The organism is Neobacillus drentensis (genome assembly GCF_036965425.1).
GTDB lineage: Bacteria > Bacillota > Bacilli > Bacillales > Cytobacillaceae > Neobacillus > Neobacillus drentensis_F.
In genome coordinates this window covers 26,175-49,276 of sequence record NZ_JBALPP010000102.1, presented here as the reverse complement: position 1 = coordinate 49,276, position 23,102 = coordinate 26,175, and the positions used below count along the sequence as shown (strand labels likewise).

At 39.6% G+C, this 23,102-nt stretch carries 24 protein-coding genes and 1 riboswitch; of the genes, 7 read left to right on the top strand and 17 right to left on the bottom strand.

Translation table 11 applies throughout. The features are described 5' to 3' along the window. Positions 1-314 precede the first annotated feature (314 nt). Entirely contained in the window at positions 315-1,547 is a 1,233-nt protein-coding gene (locus tag V7161_RS22410; protein WP_335715070.1) for an aminopeptidase, read from the top strand. Positions 1,548-1,613: 66 nt separating this feature from the next. Here V7161_RS22410 and V7161_RS22405 read toward each other — a convergent pair whose 3' ends face one another. From V7161_RS22405 to V7161_RS22395, 3 genes are read right to left on the bottom strand one after another with little or no spacing between them, the layout of a single operon-like run. After that, entirely contained in the window at positions 1,614-2,807 is a 1,194-nt protein-coding gene (locus V7161_RS22405) for a hypothetical protein (protein ID WP_335715069.1), read from the bottom strand. A gap of 13 nt (positions 2,808-2,820) precedes the next feature. Further along, positions 2,821-3,207, bottom strand: coding sequence for a DUF6114 domain-containing protein (locus V7161_RS22400; protein ID WP_223589678.1), 387 nt, complete (start codon positions 3,205-3,207; stop codon positions 2,821-2,823). A 13-nt stretch (positions 3,208-3,220) separates the two neighbouring features. Beyond that, on the bottom strand, positions 3,221-3,793 hold the full coding sequence (locus V7161_RS22395) for a DUF6230 family protein (RefSeq protein ID WP_335715068.1): 573 nt from the start codon (positions 3,791-3,793) through the stop codon (positions 3,221-3,223). A gap of 204 nt (positions 3,794-3,997) precedes the next feature. On the opposite strand from V7161_RS22395, the gene V7161_RS22390 reads away from it, so the two are divergent. After that, positions 3,998-5,500, top strand: coding sequence for a LuxR C-terminal-related transcriptional regulator (locus V7161_RS22390; RefSeq protein ID WP_335715067.1), 1,503 nt, complete (start codon positions 3,998-4,000; stop codon positions 5,498-5,500). Between the two features lie 42 nt (positions 5,501-5,542). Here V7161_RS22390 and queF read toward each other — a convergent pair whose 3' ends face one another. Then, positions 5,543-6,040, bottom strand: coding sequence for a preQ(1) synthase (gene queF / locus V7161_RS22385; RefSeq protein WP_335715066.1), 498 nt, complete (start codon positions 6,038-6,040; stop codon positions 5,543-5,545). A gap of 89 nt (positions 6,041-6,129) precedes the next feature. After that, positions 6,130-6,176, bottom strand: a riboswitch (PreQ1 riboswitch). A gap of 157 nt (positions 6,177-6,333) precedes the next feature. Between queF and mscL the strand changes: the two genes are divergently transcribed. Together mscL and V7161_RS22375 are read left to right on the top strand one after the other, a co-directional pair. Beyond that, positions 6,334-6,732, top strand: coding sequence for a large-conductance mechanosensitive channel protein MscL (mscL, locus tag V7161_RS22380; protein ID WP_335715065.1), 399 nt, complete (start codon positions 6,334-6,336; stop codon positions 6,730-6,732). 76 nt (positions 6,733-6,808) lie between these two features. Beyond that, entirely contained in the window at positions 6,809-7,417 is a 609-nt protein-coding gene (locus V7161_RS22375; protein WP_335715076.1) for a Bax inhibitor-1/YccA family protein, read from the top strand. A gap of 42 nt (positions 7,418-7,459) precedes the next feature. Here the strand turns inward: V7161_RS22375 and V7161_RS22370 are convergent, their stop codons facing one another. The 12 genes from V7161_RS22370 to safA form a co-directional block, all read right to left on the bottom strand. After that, positions 7,460-9,199, bottom strand: coding sequence for an aromatic amino acid hydroxylase (locus V7161_RS22370; protein ID WP_335715064.1), 1,740 nt, complete (start codon positions 9,197-9,199; stop codon positions 7,460-7,462). Positions 9,200-9,240: 41 nt separating this feature from the next. Beyond that, a complete protein-coding gene (locus V7161_RS22365) occupies positions 9,241-9,759 on the bottom strand; it encodes an RNA polymerase sigma factor (RefSeq protein WP_335715063.1) in 519 nt (172 codons plus the stop codon). 66 nt (positions 9,760-9,825) lie between these two features. Beyond that, positions 9,826-11,172, bottom strand: coding sequence for a polysaccharide biosynthesis protein (locus tag V7161_RS22360; RefSeq protein ID WP_335715062.1), 1,347 nt, complete (start codon positions 11,170-11,172; stop codon positions 9,826-9,828). Between the two features lie 106 nt (positions 11,173-11,278). After that, on the bottom strand, positions 11,279-13,024 hold the full coding sequence (locus V7161_RS22355) for an FTR1 family iron permease (protein ID WP_335715061.1): 1,746 nt from the start codon (positions 13,022-13,024) through the stop codon (positions 11,279-11,281). 31 nt (positions 13,025-13,055) lie between these two features. Then, complete coding sequence (gene efeB, locus V7161_RS22350; RefSeq protein WP_335715060.1) at positions 13,056-14,342, bottom strand: iron uptake transporter deferrochelatase/peroxidase subunit; 1,287 nt, start codon at positions 14,340-14,342, stop codon at positions 13,056-13,058. Continuing rightward, positions 14,343-15,191 carry an iron uptake system protein EfeO gene (gene efeO, locus V7161_RS22345; RefSeq protein WP_335715059.1) on the bottom strand — a complete coding sequence of 283 codons (849 nt, stop codon included), beginning with the start codon at positions 15,189-15,191 and terminating at the stop codon, positions 14,343-14,345. Between the two features lie 137 nt (positions 15,192-15,328). Continuing rightward, positions 15,329-15,961 carry a response regulator transcription factor gene (locus tag V7161_RS22340; RefSeq protein ID WP_335715058.1) on the bottom strand — a complete coding sequence of 211 codons (633 nt, stop codon included), beginning with the start codon at positions 15,959-15,961 and terminating at the stop codon, positions 15,329-15,331. Continuing rightward, a complete protein-coding gene (locus tag V7161_RS22335) occupies positions 15,954-17,003 on the bottom strand; it encodes a sensor histidine kinase (protein WP_335715057.1) in 1,050 nt (349 codons plus the stop codon). Before V7161_RS22335 ends, V7161_RS22340 begins: the two co-directional genes overlap by 8 nt. After that, entirely contained in the window at positions 17,000-17,743 is a 744-nt protein-coding gene (gene liaF / locus V7161_RS22330; protein ID WP_335715056.1) for a cell wall-active antibiotics response protein LiaF, read from the bottom strand. The genes V7161_RS22335 and liaF overlap by 4 nt, the downstream gene beginning before the upstream one ends. Before the next feature lie 75 nt (positions 17,744-17,818). Next, on the bottom strand, positions 17,819-18,463 hold the full coding sequence (locus V7161_RS22325; RefSeq protein ID WP_335715055.1) for a PspA/IM30 family protein: 645 nt from the start codon (positions 18,461-18,463) through the stop codon (positions 17,819-17,821). Between the two features lie 211 nt (positions 18,464-18,674). After that, positions 18,675-19,022, bottom strand: a complete 348-nt coding sequence (locus V7161_RS22320; RefSeq protein ID WP_335715054.1) for a flagellar basal body rod protein — start codon at positions 19,020-19,022, stop codon at positions 18,675-18,677. A gap of 142 nt (positions 19,023-19,164) precedes the next feature. After that, entirely contained in the window at positions 19,165-19,779 is a 615-nt protein-coding gene (safA, locus tag V7161_RS22315) for a SafA/ExsA family spore coat assembly protein (protein ID WP_223589654.1), read from the bottom strand. A 113-nt stretch (positions 19,780-19,892) separates the two neighbouring features. Between safA and V7161_RS22310 the strand changes: the two genes are divergently transcribed. Both V7161_RS22310 and V7161_RS22305 read left to right on the top strand, forming a co-directional pair. Continuing rightward, positions 19,893-20,267, top strand: a complete 375-nt coding sequence (locus tag V7161_RS22310) for a DUF1360 domain-containing protein (protein ID WP_335715053.1) — start codon at positions 19,893-19,895, stop codon at positions 20,265-20,267. Between the two features lie 104 nt (positions 20,268-20,371). Beyond that, positions 20,372-20,518 (top strand): hypothetical protein, encoded by a 147-nt coding sequence (locus V7161_RS22305; protein WP_289986739.1) that lies wholly within the window; start codon positions 20,372-20,374, stop codon positions 20,516-20,518. On the opposite strand, the gene V7161_RS22300 is transcribed toward V7161_RS22305, so the two are convergent. Then, complete coding sequence (locus V7161_RS22300) at positions 20,515-21,423, bottom strand: phosphotransferase (RefSeq protein WP_335715052.1); 909 nt, start codon at positions 21,421-21,423, stop codon at positions 20,515-20,517. The genes V7161_RS22305 and V7161_RS22300 overlap by 4 nt on opposite strands. Before the next feature lie 132 nt (positions 21,424-21,555). Between V7161_RS22300 and V7161_RS22295 the strand changes: the two genes are divergently transcribed. Next, positions 21,556-23,094: an FAD-dependent oxidoreductase gene (locus V7161_RS22295; RefSeq protein ID WP_335715051.1), complete on the top strand. Its 1,539-nt coding sequence runs from the start codon at positions 21,556-21,558 to the stop codon at positions 23,092-23,094. Positions 23,095-23,102 lie beyond the last annotated feature (8 nt).

The window sequence follows — 23,102 nt, the reverse complement described above, 5'->3', positions numbered from 1 at the left end:
TCCAAAAAATTGTACTAATTTGTTCACATCCCCCCCTTTTAACATTATAATTAGAGTGTAAACTTTTTAATATTTTAAGGACGGTGGAATCAATGGAATTATCGCAATTCATGGCTCCAACTTCATTATCAGGTATTATTACATTTATCGTTCTTTTTTCAGCAGGTGTTTATTTTAATATAAAAGTGTACGGAAGCAAAATTCAGTAAAGATGATAGTCTTTACTGTTTTTTTATGTTTATATGCTAGCGGTTTCTTTTTCCAATTAAAAAAGCTACAATATATAGGAAGATTCTGAAAAGGAGACATTACATATGAGTGATTTTCAAAGTAACCTTGAAAAATATGCTGAGCTTGCCGTTAAGGTTGGCGTTAACATTCAGAAAGGCCAGACCTTGGTAATTGGAGCCACGTTAGATGCTGCTGAATTCGTGCGCTTAGTTGTCAGAAAGGCGTACGAAACGGGTGCCCACAATGTCGTCGTCAATTGGAACGATGATACGGTCACACGAACAAAATACGATTTAGCTCCAGATGATGCCTTTCTTGAGTATCCACAATGGCGTGCAAAAGAACAGGAAGAGTTCGCGGAAAAAGGGGCAGCCTTTATGTCCATTATTTCCACAAGCCCGGATTTACTTAAAGGTGTCAATCCTGAACGGATTGCCAACTTCAATAAAGCTGCTGGAAAAGCATTGGCCAACTACCGAAAAGCTGCACAATCTGATAAGGTTAGCTGGACTGTAATTGCAACGGCATCTCCTGCATGGGCTGCTAAAGTTTTCCCTGATGTACCAAGTGAGCAGCAAGTAGACAAACTTTGGGAAGCGATTTTTAAGGCAACTCGTGTGGATGTTGAAAATCCAGTTGATGCATGGAAAAAGCACGATGAAACCCTTCATGAAAAAGTACACTATTTAAATGAAAAACGCTATTCTAAGCTTCACTATAAAGCACCTGGCACAGACTTAACCATTGAGCTTCCAGAAAAACACATCTGGGTTGGAGCCGGCAGTGTGAATGAAAAAGGCTTTGAATTTATGGCCAATATGCCGACAGAAGAAGTTTTCACCGTTCCATTAAAGACCGGTGTCAATGGTACGGTTGCCAGCACTAAGCCACTTAGCTACGGTGGAAATATTATTGATCGTTTTTCAATCACCTTTGAAAACGGAAAAATCGTTGGCGTGAAAGCTGAGGAAGGCGAAGAGATTTTAAAACGCCTTGTCGATACAGATGAAGGCTCCCACTATCTTGGTGAAGTGGCGCTAGTTCCATTTAATTCACCAATTTCACAATCTAATGTTCTATTCTTTAACACATTGTTTGATGAAAATGCATCGAACCATTTAGCCATTGGAAGTGCCTATGCCTTCTGTATTGAAGGCGGAAAGCAAATGTCCTCTGAGCAATTGGCTGAAAATGGACTGAACGAAAGTATCACCCACGTTGATTTCATGATCGGTTCCGATCAAATGGACATCGATGGCATTACGGCCGATGGTAAAACTGAACCAGTATTTAGAGGCGGAAATTGGGCTTTTTAATAAGGTAAGTGAGAAAGGTGTCAGGCACCACGTGAAATTTTCACATGGTGCCTGACACCTTCTTTTTTATGGAGTAAAAATGATGGCTCCATCTTTTGTTTTTGAAATTTTATCGCGCATTTTATTAAGCTGCTGGATTGGATCCTGTATAATGACTTTTCCTAATAGATCAATAAGTCCGAGTGATTTTAACAGGCTCTCTTCCCAGCTTTGAAGCTCTTTGGTGAGAGATGTGTTAGTTTGGCAAACTTTATTCAACGGCAATTTCTTTTCAATCGCTTCATCAATTAATGCCAATGCCAGCTCTTTATGAATCACTCCTTTTTCATCCTCCATTTGCTCGCAAACAGATTTTACCACCTGCTCCACCTTTTCTGTTGTTCCACTAATAACCGGCTCGAGCGGCTTCAACATTGGTTCTAGCGGTTTTACAACAGGTTCTAACGGTTTCAGGACAGGCTCAAGCGGTTTGGTTATTGGCTCAAGCGGTTTCAAAATTGGTTCTAGCGGCTTTGTTACTGGATCAAGCGGTTTCAAAATTGGTTCTAGCGGCTTTGTTACCGGATCCAGCGGATTGGTCACGACATCAATGACATCCTGAATCGGATCGGTAATTTTTCCAATGCTGCCAGACGACGCGTCCGTTTTTGAACCATCTGTACAAGTAAGAGGCAGATGCCCAGCCGAAATTTTTTCAATTTCTTTATCCAATTGATTCAATGGGAGCAAACTTAAATCTTGCAGAACTTGCAATTTCCCAGGTTTTTCTGTACCAGCATTTCCAGAAATAGTATTAAGGACTAACTTTTCTATTAAACTATCCTCTGCTTTCATATAATGCGCCACCATAACCACATCTTCCATCCCTAGCTCAGGAACAGTTTCAGATGCATTAATACATGCTCCTTTAAAGGAAATAGCCGTGGTATCAACAGTCATCCCTTTTACAGTAACCGGTCCACTTGCTTTTAAGGTGATACTGACCGGACCATTTGCTGAATCGACCAGTTTCGTTAACCTCATTCCATAAATCGTAGCCGACTGATATTGAAAACGGAGCATAGGCTTTTGATCATTTTCTGTGGTTTCTTGTTTAACAATCGATGCTGTCATTCCTGAACCTACCACTCGATCTGCTTCAATAATAAAACCATCTGTATCTAATTTTTCGGCATGTGCACTTTTACCGAGAGAGCATATTGACAAAAACATGAGCGTTAGACTGCAACTTAACAAGATAAACTTGCTTTTCCACCACATATTAAGCTCTCCTTTAAAAATTGTGTACCGTCTCTTCAACGCTGCCAGAACGTGAGACTTTTACCTTCGCTGGACCAAGTCGCCATGCCATCAACAGTGCGCCGCCAATAATTCCAAAAATAGTGCCAAATAGGAACCCGCCTAAGGCGCCAATAACGGAAAGGATGGATAAAAATATGGTGAAAATTCCAAGAATCTTTGAAGCATTGGGAAAAAATAAAGCTACAATTCCAATTAGGGTTATTAATCCGCCAAAAAGCAGCCCAATAATCGCAATTGACCCAGGCAGGAAGGTACTTAGATAAAGATTTAAAGGAACCCATAATATCATTAAACCACTTACAATAGTTAGTAATGCTCCCCACACCGGCCTTTGTTTACGCCATTTTTTAACACCCATCTGCACGCACTCCCTATTTGTTAATTTTTTCTACGGTAAGTTTCATTCCATTCATATTAATGGTCTTCTGGAAGAGATAGTGCGTTTTTAGTTTGGCATGTTCTAAAACAATTGAGGAAGAAGTTTGCTTGAATTGTTTTTGCCAGTCATCGCTGTGCTTTTCCTGAAGGACTAAGTTCTGGAATTTGGCATCTGCCTCAATTAGACCGGCGTCATGCTGCAATCCGCTGATCTGAACTGGTTTCGAAGCCGTTATTTTTACACGAATCCACTCTCCTCCCACTTTAAAATCCTTATACAATTGCAAATTATCAATGGTTAAATTTTCGATTAAATTGGTACCTTGGGGAGCTGAGTCAGAAGTGCCTGTTTCACCCATTTTTGGATAGAAGGTGTAACCAGTTCCAACTAATTTGTCAAACTCCACATAAAAATCACCTACACCAGCAATCGGAACAGCATAGGCCACACCTGATACACCAAATGAAACTAATAATAATGCTAACGTTAAAATTCCAGCGCCTAATGCTGACCAAAAAACTTTCTTGCTTGTCGTGCCCTCCACGAGTTGAACTGGATTTTGCATTTAAACCCCTCCTATTTTTTGAATTTTTAAAACAATCTATCTTTTCTATACCATACTACCCTTGTTTTCCTACTACAATCACGAAAAATATCGTAAAATTATTAAAGACCCGACAAATGTCGGGTTTGAGTTTTCACTACGGTCATATTAGAGTTTTTTCCATCGAATATTTTATTCATAGAGAGGATATGGAGGCGGAAGTATATGGAGCATAAAGTGGAACAGCTGTTACTGAAAGGGCTTGATATCCTTATGGAGCATCGTGAGCCATTTATGAAAGAATGGAAAGAGCTCCTGCCCACATTAAAATTCCGAAACGAAAGTTTAGTAGATGAATTTGATATTATGATTGAAATTGCCATTCAAAAAGTTTTAAGTGAAAAGAAGCCCCGTATAGACTCTTTTATTCTTTCGGTGCTGACAGAATGGCAAAAGCGTTTTTCCAACAAGTTTGATGAGAATGAGACTATCTTTCTCGTTACTACGATTGAAAATATGTTTCATAAGCTTGTAGCCGCCACCCCATCTGCCTCCTTTTTCGACCATCAGGCCATCCAAGCTTTTTTTGCAAGAATCCTTGACCAGGCGCTATTAACCCAAGACAGTGAGAACCTAACCGATAAATGGGTTAAAATGATCATGGCGACGAACATTCTCCCAATGAAATGGGTGGCTGTTGTAAAAAAAGAACAGGACGATTTTCAAATTGATAGTGTCGTTTGTTCTCCTGAACACGAAGTGGACAGCCATCTGCTTAATATGTGCTCCGGATTAAAATCAGGGGAAATTGACCATCTTTCACTGGCTATCTCCAGACTGATTGGAGCAGGTACAGATAAGGGAAGAATCCTCAAAATTCCCTGTTTGAATGAAATTCTGCTCGTGTGTCTGCAGGAACACGATTTAGTGATTGGTGAACAGCAAATCCAGTTTATTCGGGATATGTATCTTCGCCAATTGAAGCTTTATCATCTAGAAAGAAAAATAGTTTGGAAGGATGCTTCCCTCCTGTTTTTGCAGCACTTATTATGCTCTGGTAATGCCGATGATGCAGTTAAAGCCATTACAAAGGGATTAGTGGATTATATGCCTTTTAGCCGCTGTGCCTTATTTTTATATAATCACTATGAAGATACGGGGATTGGTGTTTCTGGTTATAATGTCAGCATCCCATCGGTACAGCAAATTAAAGAAGATGTTTTCGAGCTTTCCTTAATTCAGAAATATTTACTTCCTTTGATTCAATCCCAGCCTTTATACTTTGAGGATGCAGTTGAGATTTTACCCAAGAAATATGTGCAGGAGTATAAGCTTCGTTCATTAGTTATCTTGCCAATATTTGCACCCTCAAAAAGCAGATTGCTTGGAATTGCCTTATTGGATCAGGGTGAAAACTCTGAATTTGCTGTATCCTCACAAACCTTGGCGACACTAATAAAATTTGGCAGGTATGCAGGGGAATTAATGTATTCGATATGGGATGAGGCCATTCAACAATTTGGCGGCTCTGATTGCCTCTTAACCACGCGGGAGAAGGAAGTTTTGAAACTGATCGCAGAAGGCGCTTCTATCAACGAAGCCGCAAAAGAGCTTCATTTAAGCAGCTATACCGTTCGCGATTATGTTTCCATTATTATTCAAAAATTAGCCGCTAAAAACAGAACGGATGCCGCGGTAAAAGCGTTAAAAATGAATTTAATCTCTTGAAAAAGAGCAGTCCCAGAAATGGAAGGCTGCTCTTTAGAGTGATTAACGGTTATCAATTTTTTCAGGATAAAGATCGTGGTTCATCATGCGGTGATCGGCCATTTGCTCATATTTTGTCCCCGGTCTGCCGTAATTGCAGTAAGGATCAATAGAGATGCCGCCTCTTGGAGTGAATTTGCCCCAAACCTCGATGTATCTTGGATCCATTAACTTAATTAAATCATTCATGATGATGTTCATGCAATCTTCATGGAAGTCCCCATGGTTACGGAAACTGAAAAGATATAGCTTAAGAGATTTACTTTCGACCATCTTTTGATCTGGAATGTAGCTGATATAAATTGTTGCAAAGTCAGGCTGCCCTGTTTTTGGACAAAGACTTGTGAATTCAGGGAAATTGAATTTTACAAAATAATCACGGTTTGGATGCTTATTATCAAACGCCTCCAATACGTCAGGTGTATATTCAAACAAGTATTTTGTGCCTTGGTTACCAAGTAGTGTTACGCCTTCTAATTCGGCATCTGTTCTTCCAGCCATTTTTAGTCCTCCTTATGTTAACCGCGAATTATAGGAGCTCAAAAACTAAGAAATAAAAAACCATATCCTAAGGATATGGTCAATTTGTCCATTCCATAGTTTTTTATAGAGGGTATACGCTATGAACCTCTCCCATAAACGGGTGCAGATAAATTTAATTTAACATAGTTACTATAGTTAAAATTAAAGGAACTGTCAATCAACATATTGTTGGAAATCCTTTGAGTTTGAAATTTTAAGAGTCTTATGGTTACAATATACAATTAAGAAACTATTTTCGGAGGTATTTTTGGATGTGGAAAGAATTTAAACAATTTGCCATGAAGGGCAATGTTATTGATTTAGCTGTCGGGGTTATTATCGGCGGAGCGTTCGGTAAAATCGTCTCATCCCTGGTGGCAGATATCATTATGCCAATAATTGTAGTAATTAGCGGTGCAGTAAACGTAAAGGATATTAAGGATCTCGCCTATGGACCGATAAAATATGGCGTATTTCTTCAATCAGTCCTTGATTTCTTCATTATCGCCATTTCGATTTTCCTTTTTATAAAGTTTCTGAGCCGCTTTAAGAAGAAAGAAGAGCCTGCTAAAGTGGAAGCAAAAATCAGTCGTGAAGAAGAGTTATTAGCCGAAATTCGCGATCTGTTAAAAGAAGATAAAGATTTTTTTAGAAAAAATGAAACATCTTGACCACTTTTACGTATAACTTAGTAATACAATATTTTGAGGTGAAGCTAAATTGTATCCACAAACATCTGCTGAATTTATGCCATCTGTTATACGGACGTTTGCCTTTTCTCTAGCCATTGCCTTCTTAGGGACTATGGCAGGAGTATTTGTACCGCCCGCTCTGTTTATGCCATTAGCCATTTTAGAATTTGTCATGCTGATGATCGCATTCTTCGTCAGACGGAAAAAAGCAATGTCTTACTCATTCCTGTATATTTTCACATTTATCTCAGGAATTACCTTATATCCAATCGTTGCTTACTACCTAGCTACTTCAGGCGCTAACGTCGTTATAATGGCATTCGCAAGCACTACTGTTGTTTTCTCAGGTATTGCTATTTACGCTGCAAAGTCGAAACAGAACTTTTCTTTCTTAGGTGGTTTTCTACTTGCTGCCTTGCTTGCATTAGTAGCAATTTCAATTTTTAATATTTTCTTTCCATTAAGCTCTACTGGAATGCTTGCCTATTCATTTATCGGAGTATTAGTTTTCAGCGGGTACGTTCTCTTTGATATCAGCCGCATGAAGCATAATGGAGTTAGAGCAGAGGAAGTGCCTTTGATGGCATTAAACTTATATTTGGACTTCATTAATCTATTTATCAGCATTCTCCGTATCTTTGGAATTTTAAATAGTAAAGACTAACAAATTAGGAGCTTAGGGTCACACCCCAAGCTCCTTTTGTTGTTAATTACCGTTAAACAAAGTCAGACCACGACCAATCATTTGTTTCACAGTTGACTCCCAATCAGCTTTATTTAATACTTTTAAAATTCTATCAACATTGGTATGATTGCCATTATGAATTTTATAGAGTTCTAATATCTCCAAGCGCAACAGCCATTCGTACGGATAATCTTGATCCAATTTATCTAAAACTACATTTAAGCTGGATAAACTCTGTTCATTCCAAACGGCTGCCTCGCGTAAGTTCCGGACCTTTTCATATAACCCCTCAAGCTCACTCCAGCTTGGCTGATCCATTTCATCCCCGATTTCCTCTTTTGATTCAATTTCAAAATAATTGTTAGGATCGGCAGCACCTGCAAAGACAGAGGTGATTCTTGACCCAACAGCCATATCGAAAGTTCCCCATGCTTTTTCAAAAAGGACCTGATCTTTAAAGGTTACTGTACAATCCTTAAAGGAAATAATGATTGGCGTGTTCACTGAGTATAAGATACTTTTAACCGTCCCCTCTACCTTTACCCCGCTTTGAAAGTTTAGAACGACTTCCTTTTCTTCAATGATTCCTAGAGATTGTAATTGCTCTCTAGAGCATTGTTCAAGGACAATATCACCTTTTAATTTGCCAATTGGCGTTCCAAAGCCTTTGCGATGTGTTTCGGTGCCATGGCCTGCTAATTGGTGGTTATCATAGGATAAAGCAGTAGGCCCTGCAGTTCGGAAATAAACAGCTTCTCCTGTATCATCCTTCAAAATATCTGCAACCGTTCCAGTTACCTGCAAACCAGAAGAGAAAACCATCGTGGCTGTATTTTCAGTCGTTAATGCCTTTTCAAGGCTTTCTGTCCCGCCTTTTCGAAATGCCATCGTATTAGCAAATTCATCAATCTTAGCAACTAAATCATCAAAGCTTTTACAAACAAATAATTGCGGCTGCGGCTTTGTCACATCATAAGGAGTTTTCGTACATTCCTCAACGGAAAAAGGAATTTTTCTTACATCTTCCTTTAAACAGCTTTGACTTTCACCAACTGAAGATAGCAAGCCGGCACCATAAATTATTGGATTATCTAATTCGCCAATTAATCCATATTCAACGGTCCACCAAAAAAGCCGTGATACTTGGTCAGATTCTGATAATCCTTTTACCTTCTTTCTAGCTTCAGCCACTTGCTGTTCCGCAGCTTTCACCTGCTCTGGCGTTGATTTAGGGTCCTCAGCGACAATCGTTAAATGGCGAACCGCCATAAATACCTCTAGTTTTTCTTTACTGGACAGGGCTTTTGCGCCCATTTCTCCAATTTTCTTAACGAATTCCCTGTAAGATTCATCTAATAAAATCGGGGCATGCCCTGCTGCTTCATGAAGCATATCGGGTGCCGGTGTATACGCAATGTTTTGGATATTCCTTATTTCTGTGGCAATCGGTAAAAGGCCGTTTGCTAAAAAACCATAAAAGGCCGATCCTGGAATCAAGCCATCAATCGTAACGGCCCCCCAGCCCACTTTTGCCAAGCTCGTATTCATATCCTCTACCTTTGGAATCGATTCGGTTTTGATACCAGAATCTCGGAGGCCATTGACATAGGCAGGATGCGCAATTTGTTTCAAAAAATAGTGATTTTGCTTCATTACAAATCGCCAGACTGCATGTTCGATAGGAGTATAGCGATGGTAGTATTGTTTGGAAATAAACGGCTTTAAATGCGCAGGGATTTCTTTTGTACCATTTCCAGTCATCGTGAACATTCTCCTCTAAGTGAATTGTTTAAAAAGGAGCATCAAGCGAAAGATTGCACTTTGGGCCGTAGTCGTTCCTTCGCTCGTTTCATCCTAGTTTTTACCGTAGACATCGGCAGATTAATCTTTCGTGCAATTTCATCTAGAGTTAAATCTTGATAGTAATAAAGATAAATAGGTTTACGATAAATTTCAGGCAGGAGGTTTACTTTTTCAGCCATTTGTTTAGCGGAAAATTTATGTAGGACTTCCTCTTCAGGAATAGGAGAGCAATAAGCCGAGGCTGAGTAGGAATAAACCTCTTCCTTCCAGAATAATTTGGACTTGTTTTCTTTACGCCAATAATCTCGGCATTTATTAACTGCTATAGTAAACAACCAGTTTTTATACTTTGAATACTCCTTTACTGCAGGATATGCCAAATAAGCAGAAAGTAACACCTCTTGATAAAGGTCTTCGGCAAGTTCCTTCTGTTTCACTAACGATAAAATATATTTAAAAATGGCTGGCCCATGTTCTATTATTAATTCTTCAAATGTTTGAACAAATCCTTTTCCCATTTATTCCATCCTTCCCTTTAATAAAATAACACCTACTTTATTAGACGGAAAGGATGGTACTGACCCCTACACCCCATCATTAAATTTCTGCTCTTTTTGAATAAGCCCCTTCATAAAAATGGAAAAGCCTATTTTCTTGCATATCGTTAAATAGTGCATCATCGCTAATAAGACAGAACCCGTATTCATTCCAATAATAACTCCATTCATTCCCCACTCCGCTTGAGAACCAAGCCAAAGAATAAGTCCAAAGGAGATGACGGTTGACCAAATAATATGAATAAACGCTTCTTTAATCATGTCTAAACCGATCATAAAAGCCTGCATCGGCATAATAAAGAAATGGAACAAGAAAAACGGCCATAGTAATTGCAGAAAGATAGCAGGTGTTTCCGATTTAAAGAAAAGGGACGTTAATTCTGGTGCATAAAAATAGAAAATGGTGACTGCTGCAACACCGTACAAAAGGGTAAGCTTCATCACCTGCTGCAGCATTTTTTGTAAGGTAGGATAATCTCGCTCGGAATGGGCTTTCGAGACAGCAGGAATGAGAACAACTAATAGCGAATGAGCAATAAAAGCTGGAAAGAAGCCAATCGACATCGCCACACCCATCAGCATCCCAAATTGCTCGGTGGCAAGTTTTTCCGTCATTCCAGAATGTACTAATGCTGCTTTAATGACGAACGGTTGAACGGCGTTGGTAAAGGCAGAAAACAAGCGCATTCCAGTCGTCGGTATTGAAACGGCCATTAAATTTTTCCGAACGGCCTTCCGATTTAGATTGGAAAAAGGCTGGCGCTTGATTTGTTGAAATTGAATGATAAACATGTAAATGAGGTAAAGGAAAACAACGATTTCACTGCCAATTAATGTGCCAATAGCGATCAGTAGAGCTCTTTCCGAGTCAAAAGCAAGGAATCGAAATAGGATAAATAGGCCGGCAAGCTGCACGACTTTCCTTAAAAAATTGGAAACGGCAATTTTTCCCATCTGCTGTTTTCCCATAAAATAACCTCTTGCTACCGAAGTAAAGGAAATAACCGGAATGAGCATCATAACAAACCATTTTACATACGGATGGTACGTTTTAAAAATCGGGATGAACGGGATAATCACGGTTGCCAATAAAAATAGAATACTAGTAAAGATAATGGTGATTGTAATGGCATGATAAAGAATATTTCGGTGATAGCGTTCTTCCCGTTCAGCAATGAATTTTGAAATCGAGACTGGCAGTTCGAAGCTCGAAAGCAGGACAATTAAAAATATCGTTGGCAGAACGGACATATAAAGCCCTAAACCGTGTGTTCCCAATTCTCTTGCCAGTATCATATTTACTAAGAACTCAATTCCTTCACCCAAAAATGCAGAAGCCGCTAAAAAGAACACACTTTTGTAGTAAATAGCCACTTTTTTATTCTCCCTTATTTTAATATCACCTTATAACTTATGAGACAAGTTCCATGAATATTAGGAGAATATTTTTGGTGACAACAAAAAAAGGGCATTCGCCCTTTTAAATGTTTGTTGTAACCGTGCGCTTTTTAATCGTCCATGTCATTAGAATGATGACAGCGACTAACAGAGCTTGAGTTAATGTGGTTTCCCAGGTTGGATATAATCCCATCCAATCTATGAACGGGAGATTTTGTACGGTACTGGTGGAAAGTACATTTGAAACCTGTAAGGCATGGAGGCTAATTCCCAGTATTTTAAAGGCTAAGAAATATATTAATAAAGTTGCAGCCTTAAAGAATAAGCGTATGGGAATTTTAACACTGTAGTGAATAATGGCAAATCCGACAATCACTAATAATCCTACAGCTAGAAGTACCCCCAAGATTAACTGCTGCAGGCTTATATACGGTGTTATCCCCGCGTAAAAAATGATGGTCTCCGCACCTTCACGAAAAACAGACAAAAAGCTGATAAACGCAAAAGAAAGAAGGCTTCCTCTTGCTATGGCCTCTTGCATCTGCTGATTTATATACTTATTCCAATTCCCAATACTTGATTTATTATGAAGCCATGCCCCAATCGTCAACATCATGACAACCGCTATAACACCCGTTATGCCTTCAATATACTCCCGGCTTGACGCTGCTGCGATCTTCGAAAAGACAATATTAATAATGACTGCAAGCACTGCACTTACCAGCACGCCAGCCGCAACACCAGCCCAAATCCATTTTTGTTTAGTCTGCTGGCCCATTTTCTTTAAGAAAGCAATAAGGGTGGCAACAACCAGCAGCCCTTCTAACCCTTCACGTAATAAAATAAGTGCCGCATCCCATAAAGAATAATCGGTTTTGCTCGTTAATGGAGCAAGTCGTGAGTTTAAGTCCTCTACGATCGTCAGTGCTTTTGTGCCATTTACTTTTTTGGAGCTTAATATACTGATAGCGGCAGGAACTTTCGTTTCAATATCGCTGTACAGCTTGTTGTCCTTTGTTGATACATCCCCTTCAACCATTGGCCAGATATCGAGAATTTCATTTAAATGACTGATAGCAGTTTGATAATCCTTGTCAGAAATTTCATTCTCTGCCTTACTTAATAATGCCGTCAGGTCTGATAACGAATATTCTCCTTTTACCTGCTTCGTAACCTTGCCAGCTAAAAAATTCTCCACGACTTTGGTTAACTGGTTTACATTCGTTTCAGCCTTTTCAAGATCCGCTGGGTTTTGTGTAATCGCGATACGGATTAATGCCATGTATTTTTCGATGTTCCCGTAAGTCACAATACTTTCATCATGAACAATCTTTTCGGATGCATTCCATTGATTTAGGAGCGACTGGTATTCAGCCTTTAGGGTTAATGGATTCCCGCCCTTTATCGATTCCTTTAATTTCGCGGTTATCGTAAGTAATTGTTTTACTTGCTCTTTCCCTTTTGCCTTATCCTCTGGATTTTGTTCCTGATCATACAGAACAACTGAACTTGACAGAGCCGATAGGCTTCTTGAAAGAGCCACTTTATCCACATTGTCTTTGGCTAGTAAACTTTGAACCTTATTAAGGTTTTCGTCCACCTTTTTTGCCTGCTTGCTGTCTGATTTTTTAATGGAAGCCCATTCGCTTGCGAATTGTTCCATGTTTTCAGCAACAGTGGCCCCGTCACCATCTTTCGCCTTCATTAAACTATCGCCAATCAAGACAAAAAGCTCATCATGATTTTCTGCCGCTGCAACTGGTAGTACTGCTTGCATACACACAAATAATATCGTCAGGAATAGAAATGGCTTCAACAATTTTTGCATAATAACTCTCTCCTCTATAAAAGGAAAAACACTAATTAAATAGTGTCTCTCCAATAAAACCTCCCTGTTTTGTTCCAGGCAGGCACGCGAAAATGGCGCTTCCGCGGTGTGAAATATATTCATTTAATTTATCCATATTCGCTAAACGGGTTTGAATAGGGATAAATTGTTTGCTTGGCGTCCGCTGAAAACCCACGAAAAGCAGACCTGCATCCAGGGCCCCAGTTTTTACGTCCATACCATCAGAGTAGGAAAAGCCTCTGCGAAGAATTTTTTGAGTTCCATCCCCTCGAGAGAGCCGGAAGTGTGAATCAGCCGGAATATGATCTTGTCCGTTTTCATCTTTATGATTGAAATCGGGTTTATCAAATTCATTTTTTTGACCAAGAGGTGCACCGCTCTCGCGTTGGCGTCCAAAGGTATTCTCCTGCTCTTTTAATAAAGTACGGTCCCACACTTCAATAAACATTTGAATACGGCGTACAACAAGATAACTGCCATTTACCAGCCAATTCGGACCATCTCCTGGCTGCACCCATACAATTTCGTTCATTTCTTTTTCGCTATTCACATCCGGGTTTATTGTTCCGTCTTTAAAGCCAAACAAATTCCTAGGTGTTTCATTTTTTGAATCAGCCTGTTTGCTCCGCTGGAAGCCTGTCTGAGCCCAGCGTAATATGGCTTTTCCCCGAGCAATTCTGATCAAGTTTCTGATAGCATGAAAGGCCACCTGTAAATCATCCGCGCATGCCTGGATACACAGATCTCCGCCTGTCCACACCTCTTCTAAAGCATCGAGCGGGAATTTCGGAAGATCGACTAATTCCTTTGGCTGCTTCTGCTTTAACCCAAAACGATCCTGATTGTTTTTTACAAAAAGACTCGGTCCGACTCCAAAGGTAATCGTCAAATTCGATGGAGATAAGCCTGCCGCCTCCCCTGTATCCTTAGGAGGAAGAAACTCATTGCTGGAAAGTTCACCAACTGTTTTCCCTTCAGTCATTAGTCCCGATGCCTTTGTCCAATCTTTGAATAGTTTTATCAAATCTTCTTTTTTTGAAGTTGTCACATCTAAAGAAACAAAATATATATGGTTTTGCGCTTTTGTTGTAATACCGCTTTGGTGTTTTCCATAAAACGGTACGATTTCCTTTTCAGTTTTACTGGTTGCCTTGCTTTCCGTTATGGACATCAAGCCGCCAAATCCTGATGCCCCTAAAAGTATTCCTACCCCGCCAACACCAGCAGTTTTCAGGACATCACGTCTCGAAATCTTATTTGCCTTTTGTGCCTCTATGCTGTTAGGATTGTTTGTCATTTAAGACGCCTCCGTTACAATTCCAATTTGAGAAAGTGGTTCAGCAAGTGCATCAATGGCCTGGCTAAGCTCCTTTACTTCCGCTTGAGATAAATCTGTGTAAGATTTATAACCACCATCTGTTTTATGCTTTTTTAATAGATTATAAACATTATCAAACTTGGCTTGAATATCCTTAGAAAGTGCCGCATCCTTTTTCGTTAATGCCGGATTAAGAAGCTGATAGATTTTTTCCGCACCCTCCACATTTGCGGCAAAGTCGAATAAATCGGTATGAGAATAGCGATCTTCTTCCCCAGTGACCTTGGAGGTTGATACTTCATTTAAAAGATCGACCGCTCCCGTAATTAATAGCTCTGGTGTCACATCAACAGTATCTACCTTAGCCCTTAAGAGATTCACATCTTTCATCAGCTGATCCGCATACTGCTCGTAACCTTTTGTGGTGTTTTCAACCCACAATCCTTTTTCGATACGGTGGTATCCTGTCCACTCCGCTTCAGGCACATCCCCTTCACGGGCATCAATCTTTGGATCAAGATCCCCGAAAACTTCCGCTATAGGTTCAGAACGTTCATAATGCATCCGTGATGTTCCATAAAGTTCTTTAGCTTTATCTAATTCACCGTTTTTTACCGCAGTTGTAAATGCTTCAGTTGCCTTAACAAACTCTTCAATTTCACCGATTGCATATTTCCGATATTCATCAGTAACACCTTTAAAGGCATCTGTGGAAGCATTATTTGTTTCTTTTACTTTTTCTGTTGATGCATCTTTCTCAGTATTTGAACATCCAAATAATAGACTGCTAGATACTAGTAAAATTCCTGATACTTTTAATAATTTCATGTTTATGTAACCCTCCGCCGAGCTATAATGATAATGATTTTCATTCTCTATAATAAATCTATTGAGAATAATTTTCAATTATTTTTTCTTTAAAAAATAAAAAGCTCTCCAATTTTATTATTGGAAAGCCTGAAAATTTATTTTATTAAAGAATGTTTAAAAGCATAAATTACTGCCTGGGTGCGGTCCTGAACATCTAGCTTGCTTAAAATATTACTGACATGTGTTTTGACTGTTTTCAATGCGATATACAATTCATCGGCTATTTCCTGATTGGTTTTCCCTTGGGCCATAAGAAGTAAAATTTCAAGTTCACGGCTGGTGAGATCTTCGTGTGGCAGGTGCTGGGTCTTCTGGCGCATTTTCACCATCATTTTGCCGGTTACCTCTGGCTCTAAGACTGACTGGCCATGGTATGTAGCGCGGACGGCATTGGCAATCTCGCTTGCTTTTGAGGTCTTAAGCATGTAGCTTGTCGCCCCCGCCTCAAGGGCAGGATAGACCTTTTCGTCATCGAGGAAGCTTGTCACGATTATGACCTTTGCATCAGGCCATTTTTCAACGATTTGTCTTGTCGCCTCAATTCCATCCATTTCCTTCATGACTAAATCCATTAAAATAATATCCGGGCGGAGTTCTAGTGCTAATTCCACCCCTTTTTTTCCATTATCAGCCTCACCAACAATCTCAATATCAGGCTGAGCTGAAAGGTAAGAAGAAACCCCGATTCGCACCATTTCATGATCATCTACAAATACTACTCTAATCAATTACACCATCTCCATTTACCATCACCGGAACCTTCACTTCCAGTCTTGTCCCTTTATTTTTTACACTTATCACTTTTAACGTACCGCCGACTTCCAGCGCCCGCTCATGCATGTTTTGCATTCCGTAGGAGCCTGCTTTCATTTCATCCACTTCAAAACCTATGCCATCATCCACAATTCTTAAAATAACAAGATCATCTCTTTTAATCATCAGGACCTCGAGCTTATTTGCTTTTGCATGCCTTAGCGTGTTTGATATCGACTCTTGCAGGATCCGGAAAAGATGATCTTCTACCCCTTTATCTAACGGAAAAGCTTCCACCTTCCAGTTAATATCCATTGTTACCTTTTGTGATAATTCGATTAAGAGCTCCTCAATTCCTTCCTTAAGTGTCTTATTCTTTAGGGCAACCGGCCGCAAATGAAGCAGGAGAGCCCTCATTTCAAGCTGCGATTGATGGATCATTTCTTCTACTAGTTTTAATTGTTTCGCTTCCCGTGTTTCTTCTGTTTGTTCCTTTGTTTCATTGATTGCCGACATCATCATCGATGCCGCAAATAATTGCTGGCTGACGGAATCATGGAGTTCGCGGGCAAGCCGATTCCGTTCCTGTTCAATAATTTCTTGAATTTTCGATTCGAGATCTTCTACTTTTTCCGTTGCAAGGCGCTGCGAGAGCTTTGCCTGCTCGGACATTTGTTTACCTATTTTATCGATTCGCTTAGCGATACTTTGAATTTCACTTAAGGAAGGCTTTGGTTTTACTTCGTGCTGTTTTCCTTCTTCAAGCAGGTGTAATGCCTGCTCCACATCCACTAGCTGCCTTCTCCAAAAAACACCAGAGTAGGCGCCTAGTAGAATTCCTATTGCAATACTAAAAGCTGGAATAAAAACAATGAACGGAATCCCCATAAAATGCCGCTCCCATACTTGGGACCAGTCCGAAAGTGGGAACACATTCAGAAAAATGGCTGAGACAATAATGGCCGTTAGAAAGGAAAAGGTGACACTCCATACAATTTGCCGCTGGGTTGCGCTCATATCCGGCTCACCTCTAAATTCCCCACCAATAACGATGTAAAGATTTTTACTTTTTGCTCTGCGGTTTCATATCCCGGTGTTTTTAGGAGAAAGACTTGATTAAAAACCTTTGATTCATGATGATCAAAAACAGACGTGGAACCAGTCAAACAAGAATGATGAACACTTACTTCCAATTCATATGGGACTTGTATTTGAATATTGCCGATTATGTTACGAATAAAAATTACTGTTTCTCCCTTTGGAAGCATGGTATAGCTGAGATCAATGCTGGTATCTCCAATCCCTGCCTGGATGTTGATGTCGTTCCATTCATAGGCACCTGCTGGAGTTTTTTGCTGCCCGAAAAAAATATTCTCAAAGAGCGGCTTGCTCTTAATTAGCGTTTCCTCATGTGGGACCTTGTCTGATTCTGTTAAGACCAGCGGGATTTTCTTTGGATTCTTTTTCGATTGATAGAATTGAATAATATAGTGCAAGAGAATAGCGAATAATAAAAACTTGAAGGTTTTCATTGATAAAATACTAATTGCAAAGAAAACAATTCCACCGTAGAACAGAACTTTCCCTTTCTTTTTTCCTGCCCATTTACGACCCAAATAAATCATACCGCCAGAAACAAAAAGGGAGAAAATAAGCCCAGGATTGAAAAACAATATTTCAAGCAGAAGAACAACTGCTCCAATGACAACTAACCAGCCTGTATATTCATTTTTCTTATTTTTTAACAAACGGCCCACCCTCCCTTTTTGTGAATTTATCAATTGCCAAAAAGACGTAAAACTACGTCTTTTTTAGCATACCATGTTTTTACATTAAATGGACTTGCTTTCTTCCAGTTTCATTTCTTTTTCTAATTGAGCGATCCTGGCATCTATGGTGCTGCGGTGAAAAGAACTATTTACTTGATGCTCTAGTCGATCTAGGTAGTTTTCAATTTCCTTAAATTTTGAGTAAGACTTATCAGAGTAAGAATTTGAATCTAGCACCTGATTGATCCGAAGGTTAGCGCGTGTAACATTTTCTCGGCCCATTAATTCCATCCGGCGAAGATGCATATCCTTTAATTTGTGCTTCATTTCTTGATACTTTCTTTCCAATTCTTCAAGCTGGCCATTTACTTGTTCAAGAGAAGCACTTAGACGCTCGGCACGGTCGGAATACTGTTGAAACTCAGCTGTCGCAAACTGATAAAGCTCTGTTTCGCCCGCCTTTGAGGCAATTTCCGCTTGATGCTTTCTTTTTTCGGTTAATTCTACCGCCTGTTGGTATTCCCTAGTGAATTCATCCTTTAGTGTGTATTGACGTTCCAGAAGCTTCCTAACCTTTTCCGTCTCCTGCTCACACTGACGGAGGTATTGATTAAGTAGTGCAATTGGGTTTTGCTTTTCCTTTTTGTCAATTGCTTCATGTAAATCAGCAGTAATGGTATCTTTAATTCTTGTAAACAGGTTTGTCATGTTCATTCTCTCCTTTTATTTTAGCTGTATTAAACTTGCCTGTTGATTTCCGCTCCAGGCGCTTCGCTTTCCGCGGGCGGTTCGTGGAGCCTCCTCGGCGCTTAAGCGCCTGTGGGGTCTCCCCTGCCCCGTACTCCCGCAGGAGTCTTGCGCCTTCCGCTCCAATCAACATAGTTTCAAAATCAATAATGACCTCTAAAACAGTCTTATTTTAATAATTTTTTAATTCATTCCATTGTTTTTCAAAATTCACGAATGGATCTGATTCTTCTTTTATTTTGGTATGCTTGTTCTCGTTCCATTTTTTATAAACAAGGTAAAGCACATATGCTGCTGCTACACCAATGATGGCAGGTATGTTATGGATAGAAGCCACTAGGACGATCGCACCGATAATCCCTAGACCGATTTTTGCTCCAGTCGATTTAGCTTTTAAAAACTGTTTGAATATGAAATACAGGAGCACGAGGCTAACGAGCAGCCCCACCATCGGACCGATTGTTGACAGTAAAACGACTGCCGCAATCCCACCTGCTAAAAGTAAACCAAATTTTTTCATTTTGTTTTTCACTCCTTTCTTTATCTTGATATCATCTTACCTTTTTTCTTTATCTCCCATAATTGCGCTAGAGCTTGATTTTCAACTCAGACCTGAGACGTAGAAAGGGTCAGTCTCTTATAAGAAACTGACCCTTCTTGTTTTATTTTGAAATAAACATCTGAACCCAATAATATCGTTTTGAACCGCCGGCAGCATAGCCTACACCAATATAAGTCGATCTTGTGCTTAAAATATTGGCGCGGTGTCCTGAGCTGTTCATCCATGCTTGGACGACTGATGCTGGAGTGGTTTGTCCTGCGGCAATGTTCTCAGCTGCAGAGCTATATTGAATGCCAAAATTTTTCATCATGTCAAACGGACTGCCATAGGTTGGACTAGTATGACTAAAATAATTTTTGTCCCTCATATCCATGGCCTTATAGCGAGCCACCCTTGAAAGCTCCCAGTCAGGTGTTAACGCTTTTAGCCCATTTTTCGCCCGTTCCTGATTCGTCAGCGAAATAACCTGGTTTTCAATCGATTTAACCCCGCCCAAGTCTGGAATGGTTACCTTTTGACCCGGATAAATCATTGCAGGATTCTTAAATTGCGGGTTTGCTGAAATAATTTCTGAGAGTCCTACTTGATACCTGACGGCAATTTTCCAAAGCGAGTCTCCCGGCTGAACCGTATAAATTTGCTGGGCAAATGAAACGCTTGGAATGCAGAAAAGAGAAAGTAGAAACATTAAACTAAACCAAAAAGATTTTTTCATTTTTTAGCCTCCTCCGAATATATATTTTTGATTTCCGGCTCAAAATATACAGGACTTGAAAAAATAAATCTCTAACTAAGACGTTGAAATCAAAAGGTTTTGGAGGACTAAATTTGAAAGACATTTCGTGGATGACCTATATCATGTTAATTTTAGCAAGCTACCGATTCACCCATTTAATTGTTTTCGATAAAATTACCGAATCCATCCGGAAGCCATTTGTGAAAAAAGTGAAAGTGGAAACAGAAAATGGAACTGAAACAAAGGAAGTCCCGACCTCCATGTTTGGGTATTTATTGAAGTGTTATTGGTGTGCAGGCGTTTGGAGTGCCATCTTCTTCGGGACAGCTTACTTATTATTCCCAAAGATTACTTATGTGGTTATATTGATTTTTTCGATTGCTGGCGGTCAGTCCATTATCGAAACCTTTGTGGGCGTTAATATTAAAAAAGTCGATTATTATGCTGAATTGAAGAAAAAGGAATAAAGAAAACACTGTAAAGGTTGGAAAAATTAATCCCCCTTATGCATATATTTTAAAAAGCTCGAGCTTCTTTGGACGCTCAAGGCTAAACTAAAGGGGGATTTACAATGGCTCTTTTGTGGATCACAACCATCGGATTTCTTCTGTGTCTTGGTTTTGCTGTAGGAACCTGGATTCATTTTTTAAGAAACGGTCTTAATTCTGATGATGCAAAACGAATTGATCCTATTCCCGAAGAAAATGAATCTCCTTAATCCGCTAAGGCCAAATTTAATGCTTGCCCAGCAGCATCGAAAGCTTCTTGATCATTTTGGTCATGAGCAAATCTAACCAGCATTATACTTGTGAAAATTGCCTTAAATCTTGCTAGATACATGGTGATTTCGTCTACATTGCCATAAATTTCAAAAAATCGTTTTCTGCCTGCAGTCGGAAAAAAACTATAGACAATTGATAAATCTACAGCACGATGTCCGATATGCACATCTCCCCAGTCAATAACGCCTGTAATCAACCCTTTGTTGTCCACTAATAGATTCTTAAAATGAAGATCGCCATGGACAAGGGCATGTTCCTGATTCACCTCAACATTTTTTAACCTATTAAGATAATTTCCTATTACTTCAGGATTTTTTATCAATCCATCTGCGACAGCTTTATTTACATTTTCCTCTAATTTTTTTCTTCTGATTGGAATACTTAATCGATTCAGTTGATCATATGGTACATGAAGGTTTTTAGCCGTGTCGATTGGAAAATGATGAAGCGATCGTAAAAACTCTGCTATTGATTCAACCGATAAAAGTCTTATTTCTTCTGATAATTGGCATGGTGTTTCTCCATTAACAGCTTGATAACCAGTAAATGGCCATGGATATGTACTGCTGGGGCTTCCGAAAAAAATGGGCGTTGGGATAGGCAAATTAAGGTTTTGGGAAAGGTGTGGCAAAAGCAGGTTTTCTGTTTTTAATAAATCTACTGCTACGCTTCTTCTAGGAAACCGAAAAATGTATTGATTATTTATTTTAAAGACAGTGTTATCAAAGCCTAGCCCTAAAATGCTAATTTGGATAGGATTAAGCTGCGGAAACTGCGTTCCAATGAGTTCGCTAGCTTCTTGAGAGGATAATTCAATTTCCGGCGTCCAAGGGTTTTTCATACATCAAGCCTCCATATTTCAAAAAATGAGCCTTGCCCATCAAGCAAGGTTCTTTCTTTTTACTTTTAGATTAATTTTATCATTTTAGGAAAAATTAAACAGGAGTTCATTTTGGAAAATGGAGGAGTACATATGACGTCAGAGAATATCCCACAATTCCCAAAAACGTATTGGCGTGAGATTGAATTACCTGCTTTTAAAAAATTAAACGAAGATATAGCGGTCGATGTTGCCATTGTAGGAGCAGGGATAACGGGTATTACAACAGCCTATTTGCTCTCAAAAGAGGGTGTTAAGGTTGCGTTATTGGAAGCCGGCAGTGTTTTAAATGGGACAACAGGTCATACAACTGCGAAATTAACGGCACAGCATGACATCCTTTATGATGAACTAATCCATCATTTTGGTGAAGAAAAGGCTCGACATTACTATGATTCCACCTCTAGTGCCATCGAATTTGTAGAAAGAACAATGAATGAAAAAGGGATTGACTGTGATTTTAGCAAGGAAGACGCCTATATTTATGCAACTACCGAAGAATATGTAGACAAGCTGCAAACCGAATGGGAGGCTTATAAAAGGCTGGGTATTGATGGAGCTTTAAAGGATACGATTCCTTTTAATATTCCTGCAAAAGCAGCCTTGATGATGAGCAACCAGGCTCAATATCACCCATTAAAATTTTTAAAGGGCCTTCTTGATGAAGCTGTGAAAAGCGGCTGTACTGTTTATGAAAACACAACTGCTGATGAAATTGATGATGATGACGGAGAGACAAAAGTCATCACCAAAACTGGTAATACCGTTACATGCAAAAAAGTCATTATGGCATCACATTTTCCTTTTTCTGATAAAGTAGGTCTTTATTTCGCACGAATGTATGCGAGCAGGTCTTACGCCATTGGAATAAAAACAGATAAAGACTATCCAGGCGGTATGTATATCAGTGCTGAAAGCCCTCCTCGATCTATACGTTATACGCCGCTTGATGGAGATGAAAAGCTTATCATCATCGGTGGGGAAAAGCATAAACCCGGACAAGGTATCAATACGATGGCGCATTATGAAGCACTGGAGGCATTTGCTGAAGATGTCTTCGGCATCAAAGAATATGCATACCGGTGGTCGGCTCAAGATTTAGTGACACTGGACAAAGTCCCTTATATCGGTCCAATCACCTCTGAACGGGACCATATCTTAGTAGCAACAGGCTATAAAAAGTGGGGCATGACAACAGGTATTTTCGCTGGCCACCTGCTCACAGATTATGTTTTGGATAGGGAAAATCCATACAAAGAATTGTATTCTCCATCTAGATTCCAGGCAGACCCGGATCTAAAAAATGCTATTACCGCTAATCTTGATGTTGCCAAGCATTTAATCAAAGGGAAGCTGGAATTTGTGCCAAAGAATCCGGAGGACTTGCAGAATGGGGAAGGCTCAGCTGTCATGTTTAAAGGAAAAAGAGCAGGAGCTTACAAGGATAAGGACGGCAAACTCTATGTTGTTGACACTACCTGTACCCACCTAGGCTGTGAATGTGAATGGAATGCAGCTGAAAAAACATGGGACTGCCCTTGCCATGGTTCCCGCTATGCATATTCCGGCGATGTAATTGAGGGACCTGCTCTTAGAGCACTTGAATTGCTTAAGGAAGAAGAGCAAATATAATAAACAAC